The 16,622-nt window shown below is 37.7% G+C and carries 16 protein-coding genes; 2 read left to right on the top strand and 14 right to left on the bottom strand.

What is annotated here, in order from left to right:
- Window positions 1–52: 52 nt before the first annotated feature.
- Together RBU59_RS23750 and RBU59_RS23745 are read left to right on the top strand one after the other, a co-directional pair.
- Window positions 53–514 carry a VOC family protein gene (locus RBU59_RS23750; protein WP_308144951.1) on the top strand — a complete coding sequence of 154 codons (462 nt, stop codon included), beginning with the start codon at window positions 53–55 and terminating at the stop codon, window positions 512–514.
- Between the two features lie 12 nt (window positions 515–526).
- The gene (locus tag RBU59_RS23745) at window positions 527–1,213 is read left to right on the top strand and encodes an SDR family NAD(P)-dependent oxidoreductase (RefSeq protein WP_308144950.1); all 687 of its coding nucleotides are present in this window, start codon (window positions 527–529) and stop codon (window positions 1,211–1,213) included.
- A 166-nt stretch (window positions 1,214–1,379) separates the two neighbouring features.
- On the opposite strand, the gene RBU59_RS23740 is transcribed toward RBU59_RS23745, so the two are convergent.
- The 14 genes from RBU59_RS23740 to RBU59_RS23675 form a co-directional block, all read right to left on the bottom strand.
- Window positions 1,380–1,967 carry an isochorismatase family protein gene (locus RBU59_RS23740; protein ID WP_308144949.1) on the bottom strand — a complete coding sequence of 196 codons (588 nt, stop codon included), beginning with the start codon at window positions 1,965–1,967 and terminating at the stop codon, window positions 1,380–1,382.
- Window positions 1,968–2,019: 52 nt separating this feature from the next.
- Window positions 2,020–3,237, bottom strand: a complete 1,218-nt coding sequence (locus RBU59_RS23735; protein WP_308144948.1) for a multidrug efflux MFS transporter — start codon at window positions 3,235–3,237, stop codon at window positions 2,020–2,022.
- A 101-nt stretch (window positions 3,238–3,338) separates the two neighbouring features.
- Window positions 3,339–4,172 carry a helix-turn-helix domain-containing protein gene (locus tag RBU59_RS23730; RefSeq protein WP_308144947.1) on the bottom strand — a complete coding sequence of 278 codons (834 nt, stop codon included), beginning with the start codon at window positions 4,170–4,172 and terminating at the stop codon, window positions 3,339–3,341.
- A 30-nt stretch (window positions 4,173–4,202) separates the two neighbouring features.
- Window positions 4,203–5,483 carry a DUF6273 domain-containing protein gene (locus tag RBU59_RS23725; protein ID WP_308144946.1) on the bottom strand — a complete coding sequence of 427 codons (1,281 nt, stop codon included), beginning with the start codon at window positions 5,481–5,483 and terminating at the stop codon, window positions 4,203–4,205.
- A 290-nt stretch (window positions 5,484–5,773) separates the two neighbouring features.
- Complete coding sequence (locus RBU59_RS23720; RefSeq protein ID WP_308144945.1) at window positions 5,774–6,235, bottom strand: chemotaxis protein CheX; 462 nt, start codon at window positions 6,233–6,235, stop codon at window positions 5,774–5,776.
- The gene (locus tag RBU59_RS23715) at window positions 6,226–7,089 is read right to left on the bottom strand and encodes a response regulator (RefSeq protein ID WP_308144944.1); all 864 of its coding nucleotides are present in this window, start codon (window positions 7,087–7,089) and stop codon (window positions 6,226–6,228) included. Before RBU59_RS23715 ends, RBU59_RS23720 begins: the two co-directional genes overlap by 10 nt.
- Before the next feature lie 434 nt (window positions 7,090–7,523).
- Window positions 7,524–8,087 carry a carbohydrate-binding family 9-like protein gene (locus tag RBU59_RS23710; RefSeq protein WP_308148631.1) on the bottom strand — a complete coding sequence of 188 codons (564 nt, stop codon included), beginning with the start codon at window positions 8,085–8,087 and terminating at the stop codon, window positions 7,524–7,526.
- Window positions 8,088–8,213: 126 nt separating this feature from the next.
- Window positions 8,214–9,224, bottom strand: a complete 1,011-nt coding sequence (gene galE, locus RBU59_RS23705; protein WP_308144943.1) for a UDP-glucose 4-epimerase GalE — start codon at window positions 9,222–9,224, stop codon at window positions 8,214–8,216.
- A gap of 161 nt (window positions 9,225–9,385) precedes the next feature.
- On the bottom strand, window positions 9,386–10,843 hold the full coding sequence (locus RBU59_RS23700) for an ABC transporter substrate-binding protein (RefSeq protein ID WP_308144942.1): 1,458 nt from the start codon (window positions 10,841–10,843) through the stop codon (window positions 9,386–9,388).
- A 63-nt stretch (window positions 10,844–10,906) separates the two neighbouring features.
- Window positions 10,907–11,800, bottom strand: coding sequence for a carbohydrate ABC transporter permease (locus RBU59_RS23695; RefSeq protein WP_308144941.1), 894 nt, complete (start codon window positions 11,798–11,800; stop codon window positions 10,907–10,909).
- A complete protein-coding gene (locus RBU59_RS23690) occupies window positions 11,800–12,753 on the bottom strand; it encodes an ABC transporter permease (protein ID WP_308144940.1) in 954 nt (317 codons plus the stop codon). Before RBU59_RS23690 ends, RBU59_RS23695 begins: the two co-directional genes overlap by 1 nt.
- Complete coding sequence (locus tag RBU59_RS23685) at window positions 12,754–14,040, bottom strand: Gfo/Idh/MocA family protein (RefSeq protein ID WP_308144939.1); 1,287 nt, start codon at window positions 14,038–14,040, stop codon at window positions 12,754–12,756.
- A 152-nt stretch (window positions 14,041–14,192) separates the two neighbouring features.
- The gene (locus RBU59_RS23680; protein ID WP_308144938.1) at window positions 14,193–15,287 is read right to left on the bottom strand and encodes a DUF4832 domain-containing protein; all 1,095 of its coding nucleotides are present in this window, start codon (window positions 15,285–15,287) and stop codon (window positions 14,193–14,195) included.
- 11 nt (window positions 15,288–15,298) lie between these two features.
- Window positions 15,299–16,582 carry an acyltransferase domain-containing protein gene (locus RBU59_RS23675; protein WP_308144937.1) on the bottom strand — a complete coding sequence of 428 codons (1,284 nt, stop codon included), beginning with the start codon at window positions 16,580–16,582 and terminating at the stop codon, window positions 15,299–15,301.
- Window positions 16,583–16,622 lie beyond the last annotated feature (40 nt).

Raw genomic sequence — 16,622 nt, 5'->3', positions numbered from 1 at the left:
AAACAGGTTTATATTCTTGTTTTAAAATATATATATGAAAAGAGGTTTTTCTATGCCAGGATTTCTTGATAACAATCAAATTGCACAAGTTGGCTTTATCGTACGTGATATTGAAGAGTCAAAGAGAGTTTTTGCAGATTTTCTCGGAGTACCGGTTCCTCCAACCTACGACGGTGGTACATATGACATAACCGGCACGACCGTAGATGGCAAACCAGCTCCTGATGCTAATTGTTTTATGGCATTCTTTGATGTCGGACCAAGTACGCAGATCGAACTGATTCAACCTAACGGTGCAAAGAGCACATGGCAGGATTTTCTTGATGAACATGGTGAGGGTATCCATCATATAGCTTTCCAAATTAAAGACATGGATATAAAAATCAACAATTTTGAAAAATCCGGTATGAAATGTATACAACGTGGAAAATACGGCAGCGGTAATGGTGAATATGCCTATATGGATGCTAATAAGGATATGAAGTGCCTTATCGAACTGCTTGAAAACTATTGATTGGAGGCCAATATGAATACTGTAATAATTGGTGCTGCAAAAGGCCTTGGATTATGCCTTACGGAGCAGCTGCTGAAAAAAGGTTTTCTCGTTGCTGCCGGTACAATAAGTCAAACAGCAGGCCTCCTTGCTCTAAAAAAAAAGTATGCTGATTCTCTGCTTATTTTTGAGGCCGATGTAACAGATGAGAAGCAGATTGAAGAAGGCGCCGGAAAGTGCAGTCAATTTCTTGGAACGATCGATGCAGTCTGTATTGTTGCAGGTGTACTGCTTAACGGCGACCGAATAAATCTGCTCCATAAATGCGACATAACGGAACTTAAAAAAACCTTTGAAATTAATGCAGTCGGTCCTGTCACTGTGATAAAGTACTTCTATCCTTACCTCAAAGACGGAGCAAACATATTCGTAGTGACCTCCGAAGGGGTCGGAATACAAAATTGCGGTACCTGGGTACCCTGCTATGGCCTTTCCAAAACCGCGGCGACAAAAGCTTGCGGAATACTTAATCAATCCGTGGAAAATGTCAATTTCTATGCAGTCCATCCCGGCAGAATGAATACCGATATGGGCAGAACGACAGCCCAAATCGAACCGGAAGAATCTGCAGAAGGATTCTTACGACTTATAAGCGGCGAAACCCCTGTTTCCCGAGACTGCTGGTATATTGATTACATGGGAAATAAAATGGATTATTGAACTAAACACAAATAAATAGACTGTTGCAAAATTAATAATTTACCTAACTTAACGGAATTATAGACCATATTTTTGACACAAGTTCCTATAAATTCATTAATTTGCAACAGCCTATATTAAATTTCTGCGGTTATTAATCTCTATTTAACCGCATCTGATTGAGAAATTAACCTAACATAGCAATGACTTCATCCACTGTCCGGCTACGTCCCAGCCTTGGAAAAATGTATTTGCAAACATGTTCATGTTCTTCTTTTGCTCGGGCTGTCATGGCATCCACCGCAAAAATCTGATTATACCCAAACTGATAGGCTTCTCTGGCAGTTGTATCCACACCGATCGATGTAGAAATTCCACAGAGTACAATCGTATCAATACCACGGCGTCTCAGCTGCAGATCAAGTTCCGTACCATAAAAAGCACCCATCTGCCTTTTGGTGATAATAAGGGCATTTGTGAAAGATGCAAGTTCTGGGACAATCTGATCCCACCCCGCCTGATATTGATGCTGCGGCAACTCAGAATCTGTAATTGGCTGAAGCATATCTTTGCCGTCATGTGTAGAAACTCTGACCAGTACCACCAAGGCACCCTTATCCGTAAAAGCTGCCGCAAGTTTACAAGCATTTGACACCACCAGTTCTGCTGAATTAGGTGATTGATATGTATTTGTCATAAGTCCGTTTTGCAGATCAATAAGAACAAGTGCGGTTTTCTTCGAATCCAGATAATCTTTGTTTTGTATGTTTTCCATAATTACTCTCCTTTTCTAACGTATATCAATTCTTCTATAACAATTTACCCAATCATTTATTATTCACTCTCGCCGTATAATCACTGTTTTTCAGCCTTTTATATACATTATAATAAACCCATACCGCATTGAGCAGCAATAAAGTACTGGTGACATAAAACACAGAGCGGATACCAAATGCCGCAGCAATCTGCCCGCCCATAACGGAGCCTCCAAACACGCCCAAATAACCGGCTGAAATAGTAAAACCAAAGATTCTTCCGGTAATGGAACCGGGTGTTATTTTTTTAATTAATATATTGATTGAAGGGTTTAACCCACCCATGGTTAATCCCAGCAAAAAACGCAGTCCCATAAGCTGCCAGGAGTTTGTTACAAAAGCCTGCGGTATATAAATTACTCCTGCGGCAATCAAAGCAAACAGTATAACTTTATGTGCTCCGATTCTGTCGGAAAGTTTCCCAAGCTGGGGTGCGGCAATAACATTCGCAAGTCCTGAAGCGGAAAAAGTAAGTCCCGCAATCAGGGCAACATGACTTGTTTCTCTGCTTAACTGGGTGACATATACGGTTACTATTGGCTCAATGGAGTATAAACCCAGTGTGATAACAAAAAACGTCACTGAAAGAATAACGGTCAGACCTTTTTCCGGGACACTGGCCCAAATCTCCCGGGTCTTTCGATTCTTATTATTTTCACGTATAAAGTTTTCCTTAACAAATAAAAGTGTTGCCGTAAAAGCTATTAACATCAGTATTCCGGTTATGAAAAACACTGGCTGCATACCGATTCTGTCTTCTATAAGGCCGCCGATTGTAGGCCCGATTAAAGATCCCGCAACATTTGCCGTTGAGAGCGTACCCAAAGCATATCCTGCGTGTTCTTTATCCGTCTGGGTTGCTATCAGCGTGGTGCAGGCTGTACCATAACCTGTTATGGCACCCTGCAATAACCTTAAAAAAATCAAAACAGACACATTTGGTGCAAAACCCATACAAAATATAATGATACCCATCCCGAGACTTGCCCGTAATAACATAGGCTTTCTTCCGAATCTATCTGCTGCATGCCCCCAAATAGGTGAAAAAATAGCTGAGATGATATAGGTAATGCCAAAGGCAAGACCGGATAATTGGTTAATTAATCCCGTATCATTCACTCCCAGATGTTTTATATAAAGCGGTAACACCGGTGCAATCTGACTCATACCTATACCAGTGACAAACATTCCGAACCAGCAGACTAATAAATTTCTTTTCCAAAACTGCATAAAAAAAGCCCTCCTACTGCCAGACTATAATTATAAAGTAATACATGTATTATTTATAACTATAGTCTATCAATTAGAGTGGCTTTTTTCCATGTAATATCCTAAGATTCATGAATTATTCTGCTACTAAATTCAGAGGGCGTTATACCCTCCAGCTTTTTAAACATTCTGCTGAAATAAAATTCATCAGCAAACCCAAGTAACTGGGACACTTCCTTGACTTTCTTATTCCCCTCAATCAGTAATTCTTTGGATTTGTCTATTTTCAGCCTATTAAAATACTCTATTATAGAGTAGCCTGTTATTTCCTTAAAAGCTCTGGACATATACGCAGGTGTCATTTGCACCAGTTTTGACAGTTCAGGTATGGTAATTTTGCAGTTAATATTTTGATTCATATATTGAATCATTTTTTCCACTTTTAAAATCATTGCATAATTTTGAGGTTTTTTATTTAAATTTTGTATAATTAGAATTAAAAGCTGCTGTAACATTGTCCTGGCTGTAAATTCATACCCGGGGAGCTTTTCATTCCAGCAGTTTACCAGTTTCTGAAAATGTTCCTCAATGAGATAAGTTTCTTTTAATTCCTGAGCGGAAGGCCAGGCGGGGAGAGGTATTTGATCCTTTATATCCCATTTTCCGTTATTAAATCTGACTTTAGCATAACTAAAATGCACAGTCAGAAAACCGGCAGGTACTGCAGTATCCATCTCAATAGAGTACGGTACATCATGGTTAATATATAAGAGCATCCCTTTTCTTACGGAATATTTTCTGTTCTTAATTTTAAAACTGCCCGTACCATTACAGACATAGATAAGTTCTTCATGGGGAAGTGATCTTGCTATTTTCGGATTAAATTCTCCGGGTTTTTTGAGTTTACTGCCATTGCAATAATGAATGTGGAAAAAGATATCATGTAAATTATTCATGTCGCCTCCAAAACTGCTCCTTACCAAACTCTATTTTAGATTAAACCAATAAGCCGGACGTACTGTAAACTCGTTTTCGGCTGTCGCAGCATAACCATAATCCATGATGTTACCGCTTACAGAAATAAACGCTGCACTGCCTTGATTATATCCCGGCGAACGAAGCCAGCCGTTATTTTTGAAAACCGGAAATAAAGATTTATATTTATCCGCTTCCTCTATACTTAATAGGAAAACATAATCTTTGGTATCATTTCCGCCATCCGTACCGTACACTTCGTTATCGTTGTTTATCACATCAGAAACAACCATATTCTTCTGTTCCAACTCCGAGAAAGTTTCGTTTAGAAAGTCAGAATTAAGCCACTTGCGGATACTTGAGCTTTCCCAGGTAACATCTACGGCATTATCATTATAAGCCATCTCCCGCAGAGCTGTTTTCTTAAGTAATAAGACCTGGTCATTCCGGATATCTAAAACTTCCCACTTACAATTACCGATAGTAACAAATTTGCCAACCCCGCTGTTTTTTACTAACAGTTTTTCCATATTAACTTTCCGTTCTTCACTGTCTTTATAATCTCCTGCTGCCGCATATGCATATCTTGCATTTTCATAATTCCCATCCGACTCTGCTATTAGACCATTCTGATATTGGCTCTCTATCAGCCTATTATCGCAGTCTTTATAGGGACCCAGCTTCGTATACAGATTTATTGCCATCTTATAAGAGTGTGTATACATAAATGTGTTTGCTAAATAATATTTAGCATGGGAAGTATTTATCCCGACTAGAAAGGCAAGAATCAATAGTACTGCCGCTCCATAACCCGCCAGCTTTTTCCTGGATTTCCTGGTCTCTGCGCTTTGGGTTAATTGTTCACATTCCAGAATCATATCGTCTGAATCCAGATATCCGCTAATTTCCCTGAATTCATCGGCAGCTATTTTATAATCTAATGTTTGTTTGGCATTTTTCTTTCTGTTATGTGCATTTTCATAAATCGACTTCTTAATTTCTTCTTCCGTCTTTTTTGCTAATCTCCTGCAATCCTCACTATACTCATCCGCATCACAATAACCGGAGAACTCGGTGAATTTATCCGCCACCTGCCGGTACATGTCGATTTTGGAATTACTGCCCGGCATACACCGGATACTTTTCATCAGACTAACTAATTTCTGATAATTCTGATCTTTTAAAACTTCTGCATCTTCCTTACTATTCTCTTTGGATAAAGCTATATTCTTCCTATCTTCTTTTTGCTCTTTTGTAACTTTCCCAACTGACTCATTATTCTTTTTTGTCATAGCAACTTATTCTAACCTGCCTTCTTCCTATTTGATAAAGCTTATTCTACCCTTTGCAGACCCTGAAATTTATTTCCGTCTTTTTAAACATGATAATACAGCTTGACCAATTATAAATCAAAGGTAAATAGAAATCCAGTATTATTTTCTACATAGTTTCGTTATTCGGGTTATATAATTTCATCAAAAATTCCAAAGTACTCTCTTGTAACACAATAACCAGAAATAAGGACTATCGCAAATTATTATTCTGCAATAGCCCCTATCAGTCTTTAATCATTCCTGTCATTCTATTTCTCAAATGCAATATTTATATCTATGGGAATTTCATCCGCTAAAAGCCTGACGCAAAGCACCTGGCTTGAGCTCATCTTAACTTCTATGTTTTCACCGTATAAGAGCGTTGGTGTCGAAATATCAATCTGCATCCCTATAGTTGAAAAACAGGTTGCCGCATTAGCTGTTAACATATTAGCCAACTCGGACAATGCACTTTTTGACATTTCATCTAATTTGGATATTGACATTCCCATCATCATGGTTGACGCTATTTTTATTGCATTTTCAGAATCTATAGAATAAACGACATTTCCTTTCACTACACCAACGATACCTACTATAACAACAACTCCTGAGCAATTTATTTCCTGAGTTTTTACACTTAACTCACCTTTTCGGATATCATTAAAACCGAGCTGGGGCATAATAGCCGTAAAAGCTTCCATAAAAGGATTTACAAGTTTTACATCCATTTATCCTCACCCCTCTTAAAACCAACATTAAGCAATATTTCACCATATTTTGATTCAGATACCGCAGTTTTTGTATTAAAATCAGGAACTGATATACATACACTTTCTCCATGGAGTATTGATGGAGGGGCAACACGTAACCCTAAGGCTTTATTTTTTTTGTTTAAAATGGAGCAAGCATTACCGGCTATAATATTGGCAAATTCTCCCATCACTGCTATCGTCTCATCACTGCCCGAAGATTCTTTTCTTAATACGGCTGCTGCTAAATTAGCTGCAGTTTCTTTGGATAAGTCCAGAAGTACACTTCCTGAAAATTTTCCGATTATTCCTATAATAATAGTCATACCATTGGAAATATACTCCTGTTCACATACATATTCGTCTTTAAAGGTGAGGAGCGTTTTTGTCATTTTATTGACTCCATCCATTAAAGCTTCTTTAAAAACCGTAAAATTCTCTTCTTCCAGATATTGATATAATTCATCCGATGCCAAAACTCTGTTAACCGCTGTGATAAGCTCCTCAGCGTCTACAGGTTTCTGAATATAAGCGGAAACCTTATTATCTTTTGCTTCTTTTACGATTTCATCATCCATCATTGAACTGATTACAATTACTTTAATATCTTTATCAATTTCATGGATAGCCCGAGTACACTCAAGACCGTCCGTACCGGGTAAAGTGATGTCCATTGTTACTAAAGAAGGTTTTTTCTCCCTTACAACTTCCTTAACTTCCTCCAAGGTGCCGGCCTCTCCAACAACCTCAAATCCGTTTTCCTCCAAAATACCTCTTATAACAGCTATGGAAAATGATGAATCATCTACAATAACAACTTTAATTCCTGCCATAAATCGACTTCCTTTCTTACGTTTGTAGTGGAAATATTACAGTTCCAAGGAAAAATATTATTACATATGTATAATTTTTGTAATTTATCTTTGGTTGTTTTATATATTTTATAACAAACAAAACTACTATTCCATCATTAATTTGACATTATTCGATATTTTTCCCTTTTTACCAAAATACCGGACTATTTTTATGATGATTAACTAAATAGATTATAATTTTTAGTAATTTCGTTCAATTTTCAAAATAATTATTAGTAAAAATTACTATTATACATATAAAAATTGAATTTTTAGAACAAAAGGGGCTGCTGAAGTTTCTTTCGGTTCCTATAACTTGCACTTTACAAGTTATACTCGATGAATCTTGCGGCAGCCCTGATATTACAAAGATTACTTAATATATTATAATTACTGATTTTACCAGTTATTTATCATAGAATAACTGCTTTTTCAAAATACTCCGGCAGATGAAAATTAGGCACTTTACTCATAACCGGAGCATAACTTGCATAATGTTCCATGGCAGGATCCTGACTTATTTTATAAAAATTACAGGAAAATATCTCTCCGCTTTTGAGCGGTCCTCTTTGATACAAATTATTTATTAATTCCATGGGTATTTTAAGGAGAACCTGCCAATTAGTTTCATTAACCGCAGCTTCACAGACTGCTGACTCCGAAATCAAATCTTTAATTTTTTTCCGATTATGATACATGCCAAATTCACTAAGCATCGCTCCATTCGCGTTCATTTCGAAATTAAGATATCCTTTGTCCGGATTTTTTAAATCAAAATTCAGAAAAGCTTCCAATGCACTGTCTTTATATACCGGATCATCCTTTTGATTAAATCTGCATAACGGATTCACTTCCATAGCTGTCATAAAGACTATAATCCCATATCCAGCCAATACTGCCATCTGTCCGAAAGAAACCGGTTTATACTCTTTCTCCCATAGATGGTGATCAATCTGAAATTTTGGACAATGATTGATCTCTTCAATTCTTTGTATCGTTTCTACCTGATATATATGTTATCAACTCTTTTCTATTATGTTCGCACGGTATAAATCTATTATAAATTATGGTTCCGCCAATTTGTACAGTTTATTTAACTGTAATTATCGATAGCCGTTTGGATTATTTTTCTGCCAGCGCCAGGCATCTTCACACATCTCTTTTATACCTCTTTGTGCAATCCAGCCCAGTTCTTTTTCGGCTAAAGAGGCATCTGCATAACAGGCAGCTATATCTCCCGGACGGCGCGGTTTAATTACGTACGGTATATTCATCCCGCATACTTTTGAAAATGCTTTTACCATATCTAATACACTGTACCCCATCCCTGTGCCCAGGTTATATATATATATACCGGATGAATTATTTAATTTTTCTATCGCTTTTACATGGCCGATTGCTAAGTCAACCACATGGATATAGTCCCTGACACCGCTTCCGTCAGGAGTATCATAATCATCTCCAAATACTCCGAGCTCTTTTAATTTTCCTGCTGCAACCTGCGTAATATAAGGAACCAGATTATTCGGAATTCCATTGGGATCTTCCCCGATTAACCCACTTTCATGAGCACCGATCGGATTAAAATAGCGAAGCATAATTATGCTTAAACTATGATCCGCATTATAAATATCACGGAAGATTTCTTCTAACATCAGTTTCGTTCTTCCGTATGGATTGGTCGCTGACAGAGGAAAGTCTTCTTTAATAGGTACCGTAGCGGGGTCACCATAAACCGTAGCTGAGGAACTGAATACGATTTTTTTAACTCCAAACCGGCGCATTACATCACATAAAATCAATGTTCCTGTTATATTATTATGGTAATACTCAAGAGGTTTCATTACCGATTCTCCCACCGCTTTTAACCCTGCAAAATGTATGACGGAATCAATACTTTCCTTTTCAAATAGTTCTATAAGCCTGTATTGATCCAATAGATCGACCTTATAAAACTTAACCTTTTTACCGGTAATTTTCTCAACCCGCTTTAGGGATTCTTCGCTGGAATTACTTAAATTATCTGCAACAACTACTTCATATCCTGAATTTAATAATTCAACACAGGTATGACTTCCGATATACCCGGCGGCGCCGGTTACTAGAATTGCCATATTTGCCTCCATTCCTGATCAGCAATCACTTTAACTATTTCTTCAATTTTAGCACAATATTCTTTCCTTGTCATTTGTATCCTTTCACAAAAAGGCCGCCCGCTGTGTAATTTATTACTACTAATCTACTAAATTACACAAATAGGCGGCCTTACAATCACTTACTTTCCTTTTGAAGCAAGGAACTCGTCAAACTGACGTTGTACCTCAGCAACATATTCATCAATCCCGGCTTCTTTTAACTTCTGAACTGCTTTTGGATATTCCGTATCAAAATCCACAAAACCGGAGCGAATTGCTGCAAAATCTTTGAGTCCTACTTCTTTAATAGCTGTTTCAACATCTTTAACTTTTTCATTATTAAAATTAAAACCTAATGTTTTAGAACGTACCGCATTATCATCCCAGCTATTATATATGTCTATATAAGACTGATCGATGCCGGGGGCAAACATCTGATAATTCTGGTTTCTGAACATCCATTCATAGAAGAAATCATTTTGTGACAGTTTGTTAATTCTGCCATCAGCGATTTCATAATCCTTGCCTTCCACGCCGTATAATGCAAATAGATAATTTTCTTTCGAAGAATATAACCAGTTAATGAATTTCATCGCTCCCTCTGGATTGGGAGCTGTCTGAGGAATACATAAAACTTCTCCTCCGGTTGCGGTAATGTAACGGGGTTTTTCTTCTGCTAAAAGATAGCTCTTTAAACTTGCATCCGGAGCATTGGCTTTTACCGTATCAATGATCTCATTTTCTTTTCCTAAAGAACCCTCTACCCAGGTATATTGCCCGGTTTGCATACGGGAATCACGTTCATTATATTTTATTGTTAAATCATCGGAATAATATCCGTCCAGATACATTTCACGATTAAACTGTGCAACCTTTTTAAAGGCATCGGTCTCATAATAACTGTATACCTTGTTGGAATCTTCTCCATATACTACAAGATCTTCAACTGCGATCCAGGTTAATTGTTCATCCTGGAAATATCTTGTCAGCGGTTTGAAGATGATATCCGCCGGACCTTTTAAATCCGGGAATTTCTCACTGGTTTTCTTAGCAAATTCTTTTAAGTCATCTGCAGTATTTAAATTAGTCATACCAACCGCATCCATAATATCCTGGCGGACACATACTAACTGGTACATGGCGGAAGATGGTGCGTAGGCGGATGGAATTCCGTATATTTCTCCATTGATTGTTGCACCCTCCAGGTGTTCTTTTGGAAGCACTTTCAGCATATCCTGGCCATACTTATCAATCAGATCATTTAAGACCATGGTCTGTTTTTTATTCACCATAGTAGAAAGACTTGGCAGTCCATCCCAATAGAGATCAACCGGTTCATTTGCAGCCAACATAATATCCTTCTGCTCCCAATACTGGTCCCATGGCACATAGATCATTTTAACCCTTAAATTAAGGTCTGCTGCCATTTTTTCTGCAAACTCATTATCCATGAATTCTGCCATTCTCTCACTCTCATCTCCCGGATAGAGAATGGTTACCGTCTCTGATTTGTCTCCTTTTTTGCCGCTGCACCCGCTTATCATACCGACTAACGACAGCACTAAGACCATAAGAGCCAATTTTTTCAGCTTTTTCATTATATATCCTCCTTTTTTCTATCTATGTTTAGCCTATACAGCTTTCACATCAATAAATTATTCTTATTCTTTCACGGCACCGGTCATGATTCCCTGTACAAAATGCTTTTGTACCAATGGATATAAGAAAATAATCGGTCCGATGGTTATTACCGTAACTGCCATTTTAACGGTTTCCGTCGGTAACGTAATACCGGCGGAAGCACCGGCCGGAATTCGCCCGGAACTAATTGCATTAACATTAGATAATATTGTGTATAAGTAATATTGTAAGGGGAATAAATCTTTATCATTAATGAAAATCAGGGCATTCCACCAGTCATTCCAATATTGCAGGGCATACATTAATCCAACGGTCAATACGGCGGTTTTGCTTAATGGTATTGCGATTTTGCAATAAATCGTAAAATAATTCGCACCGTCGATTTTGGCTGCCTCATATAGAGAGGGAGAAATGCTTGAGAAATAAGTACGCATTAAAAACATATTCCATACACTGAAGATAGAGGGAAGAATCAATGCCAGAATATTATTTTTTAAACCATAATAATTTACACATACTACATACCACGGAATCAGACCGGCAGAAAAAACGATTGTAAAATTAGCAATAAAAGCTATTACATTACGGTATTTCAGGGTCTTAATAGAGATAGCAAACGCCATCATACTGGTAATTATCATCGCTCCGACAGTGCCTGCCACTGTAATAAGAATTGTTATTCCATAGGATTTTAAAATCTGTTTTCCGCTGTTTAAAAACATATATTTATACGTATCAAAGGTTAAATTTTTAGGCAGCAGGGAATAACCATATCTTACAATATCTCTTTCGGAGGAAAGGGATGCACTTAAGGTAAGAATTAACGGATACAGACAAACAAGCCCAAAAAATCCAATAAAACAGTATGCAATTAAAAGGATACACCTGTCGCTGAATGATTTTTTCTTTAACATTAAAACAATCCCTCCCCATCATTTATTTTCTTGGAAACCTTATTTGCAATGGTTACTAATATCAGTCCCATAACGGACTGGAATAACCCAATCGCAGTGGAATAGGAAAAACCTAAGGTACGCATGGATTGATAAACATAGGTATCAATAACAGTTACTTCGTCAATCAGCACAGGATTATTGCCAATGATACCGTAGATCATGCCGAAATCACCATAAAAAATACGACCAATACTCATTAGGGTCAAAACAACAGCTGTAGGTTTTAACATAGGAATTGTGAGATTGATTATACATTGCAGTTTATTGGCACCATCAGCTTTTGCGGCTTCAAAAAGGGAGTGGTCAAAATTGGCCATTGCCGCCATATAGATGATGGAATTATATCCGCTCCATTTCCATACGTTAGCAAAAATAATTATTGCTTTCCAATACTGGGGTTTGGAATACCAGCTGATTGGTTTTACACCAAAATAAGAAAGCATATGATTTACTACTCCTACATCCGTTGAAAAAAAACCGTAGATGATGGCTCCTACAACGACCCAGGATAAAAAATAGGGAAAAAACATCATACTTTGCGTTAATTTTTTAAAGATTTTGCTGCGGATTTCATTTAAAAAAACAGCAATACTGATTGGAACAATTAATCCCAGAATAATGCCGAAGAAATTAATAAATAACGTATTATACGTAACTTTCCAACCCATACTGTTTTTCGCAAAAAAATACTTAAAATTGTCAAACCCCACAAATGGACTTCCAAAGATTCCGTCCACCACATTAAAATCCGTAAAAGCCATCCAAACTCCCGCAAAAGGTATATAGCAGAAAAGAATCAAAACCAATAATGCCGGTACACACATTAAATATAAAATTCTGTTTTCCTTCATTTCCCTAAAAAAAACATTTTTCTTTTTCGGGGAAATCATTACATCCTTTTTTGATTTCATCTATCTCACCACGCTTTTGTTATATGAACTGTCTTCCAACATCAGATTTTGTTTCAACTCATCAATATCAATAACTTTTCCGCTGATTCTGGATTCTTCCGCCGCATAGGCCATGATATGACTCTCAACGGATTGATTAATGGACGATTTGCTAACACTTTCTCTCTTATTCAGCAGCTTTATAAAATCATTCATTAAACCTATATCACCGCCGCCGTGAGCGCCCTCTACGATTCCCGGATGAATTACTTTCTGTTCGTATTGATTCACCGCATTGGAGCCAAACCGGGTTATCTCAATAATGTTCTTACTGTCATCACCTCGGATTTCACCGTTTTCACACATAACCTTAATGGTCCGGCACATTTTATTCGTAAAACCGCTTAAATTAAAACTTACGGTAACCCCATTTTTAAATTCGATTAAAACAACCTGATTATCGCAGACATCATTGTCACAACGGTATACACATCTTCCATAAGGCCCTTTCTCGATTGCTTTTAGAAGCCCTTTCTCACTTTGGTCCTGGGATAATAATGTGGCCGGCCAGTCCCCTGCTGCAGGTAAATATGCTTTTCTGGCATCAAATCTGCAATCTGCGGCAGCCTGACAATTATAACACCGGTCTGAACTGTTTGCAGGCGCATTTTCTTCCTTAAAGTATTTTAAACTCCCAAAAGAAGAAATACGCTTAGCTTCACTGTCTGTAAGCCAGGTTAATATATCCATATCATGACAGGACTTCTGCATAATCAAAGGACTGGACAAAGTGCTGTTTCTCCAATTACCTCTTACAAAAGAATGTGCCATATGGAAATTACCTATGTTCTCATTATGCTGGATTGAAATTACTTTACCTAACTCGTTGCTGTCAATGATATTTTTGATCGTAGAGAAGAAGTTCGTATACCTTAATACATGACAAACAACTACATTAAGATTCAACTTATTTGCCTTCTCTTTAATATCCAGTGTCTCCCTGGGATCAGGAGAGATCGGTTTTTCTAAAAGAATATCATACCCCATATCCAAGGCGGCCATTGTCTGACTGTAATGATCCCGATCCATTGACGCTATAATGACTGCATCTGCTGCTTTCCCTGCCTGATAAAACTCGTCTACGGAAGCAAATTGCATCTTAGTCGGAATTTTGAATAAATCTGCCGCCGCCTTTCTTCTGATTTCATCAGGTTCTACTACGGCAGCAATTTCAGCTTTTTTTGATTGATAAACATAGGTTGCATATGTCATCCCTCTTTGCCCCGCACCCACTAGTGCTATTTTCATATCAGATACCTCCAGTATGTAATATATATATTGAGGGTTATAGAATCTTTCGATTATGTTTTGGAATCAATAAAACTATAACCAATAATACATTCGTTGAAAAATGAAATCTGCAAATCTGCAATTATTTGAGATTAATAAGTTATAGTAAACTACTGTACTTCCGGTCTCTTGGGATCTTCCAGCGGATAATAACCCTCTGGATAATAATTCTCCCAGACATTTTTTAAGTTATCCCTGTTTACATAATCAATCCTGATATCACCCATTTTGTAAAACCCATCGTTTTGTTTCCCATCAATCCCCATAGAAACCGGAAGATCATTTTTATGAAAAATTCCCACCGATAAGGAATAGTTTCCCTCTTCAAGAGACGGCAGTTGTATTATTTCATTCTGAATAATATCTCCCACAGGCCAGTCTGACGGTGCACTCGAAACATTAATTAGATGTATTTCATCTTCTCTGATCAGTTTCAGTTTTATCTTTAAATCGCTGTAACATGGTGAACTTCCGGTATTAACAAACCAGAAACGTGCCGGCAGAACACCACCGCTTGATACTTTCTCTGTATAAGTTAACCTTCTCAAAGCTATATGAAATCCCAGATTTAGTTTTTTATTGGAGAATCCGGCATGCCATTGCAGAGCCTGCCTCTGCGTCTCTTGTCCTAAGGTCTCATCTAAAACATGCAGCAGCACCGGTTTTCTCTCCCAGTGATTCTGTAAAAATTGTCCAGCCAGATCCTCGCAGCACTTAATCCAGTTATCTTCACTGCAAGAAATCCTTATACCAAATTCCTGTTTTCTGTTTTTCAGAAAGCTGATCAGCTCATAGTTGTGTAAGTCAGCAAATAACGTAAAGTTACGAAATCCCTCCAGGTATGCATCCCATTCAACAATTTTATTATTTATGGTGGTTATAACAGTTCCGATAAGCGAACTATTATTTTTCTCAAAATAGCTGCCTGCTCGTCGAATAAACCTGGTAAAACACTCCTCCTGATAATCCTTTACCCAATCAGGATAATCCGGTTTTAATATCAGTACCGGATTAAAAGTTACCAAGACCTCCTCTAATAGGGCAGCGAATCTGTAACACCCCCTGTGTGGTTCCAATTCCGCCCAGGAACAGGTTATATAATTTATCTGCCCTCTGCCGTAATTATCTTGTGGAGTACTTAATAAAACAGGCCTTATTTTTTTTGTTTTGTATATTTCATAATTTTCTAATGAATATTTGCCCATAGTAATCCTTTCTAATTCAGGTGGCTATCTACAGTACTTCTATACTCTTCAATATCTTCCCGGGTAAGATACGTGTCACTTCCCACCTTATTCATATCTTCCCGAAGCACCACCATACTTAGAGTATTAAATCTTCTGCCTGTTTTCATATAATCGCGGGCAGCCTTTTGCAGGGTCGTTTTTAATTCCACCTTATTGGGGTCGGCTTTCCAGTCTCCGAATACTTCATAACGCAGCATAGAATCACCCTCTTTAATCGGATACAGGTAAAATTGCCTCTGAACCCTGATAATATTACTTTTGTCATTGTCTAGAACCAGAGATAACCTGGAGTCATAAAGCCAACTTTCGCTCCAGAAACCTTTAATGGCAAGCTCCGGAAAATATTTATCATAGAATTCCAAGGCCAGCTGCATGGAATTTTTTAAACGGGCTGTATTATAACCGGGACCGGAGGGTACATGCAATGCCAGCAGAATATCTCCCTGTTGTAATTCTGATTTCCATTCATTCTTATTAAGAGTTATTTTCTTATTTTTAACATATCCCATGGGGCTGATGGGATTCGCTGTTATGGAATTCTCCCCTTCTTCCCATTCGGAAGTGAATTTACCATACTCGTCATAGACTTCATTAATCCCATTTAATTGTCCGTCTCTTCTGAATTCTTCTCCGGCAAACCGAAGGGCAATTACTTTCTTGGTCTTAACATTCCGGTACATAGTGAAATTGTCTTCAAATCTGCAGGGTATAAACAGGAACCGGTCCATTAAAAATATGGCACAGGTATAAAAATTCATATCCCAGGGGAAATCACTGACCGTTGTATCTCCGCTATCTATTAGCTTCTTAAACTGGTTCTCCATAGGACGGTAAGGAATATCTTCATAATATTCGACCGGAACCCCTCTGTCGTTCAACAATTTCATGGCCGGTTTTACACAGGAGAGAAGTAACAGGAACGAGTAGAGTTCTTTGTACCTTACCATACAGGCAGGTGACATAATCTTGTAATTATCAACATCACACCGGTTTCTGGCACTGCACATATCCCAGACGAGAAATTTAGTAAAGTTAAAAAGGATCGTATCCTCTTCTACCACCTGGCAGGCCTTAAGTATTAAATCCTGTTTCTCCCGCGGCAGATGATATTTTTCAAACAGATGATTTAAGAAGCTTCGTTCTATCAGATATTCTCTGTTATCTTCCTCATACATATCATAGAACTCTTCGATGCCCTCCGGTAAATTATCAAACCCGCAATGCTTGATACATTCTTTAAATAACAGCTTCATTCTATTAAACCTCCTCTTATTCGATAGATTTCTGTCAACT

It is taken from the genome of Anaerocolumna sp. MB42-C2 (assembly GCF_030913705.1).
Lineage (GTDB): Bacteria > Bacillota > Clostridia > Lachnospirales > Lachnospiraceae > Anaerocolumna.
Note: the sequence above shows the minus strand (reverse complement) of the source record. Positions and strands in the feature narration are given on the sequence as shown.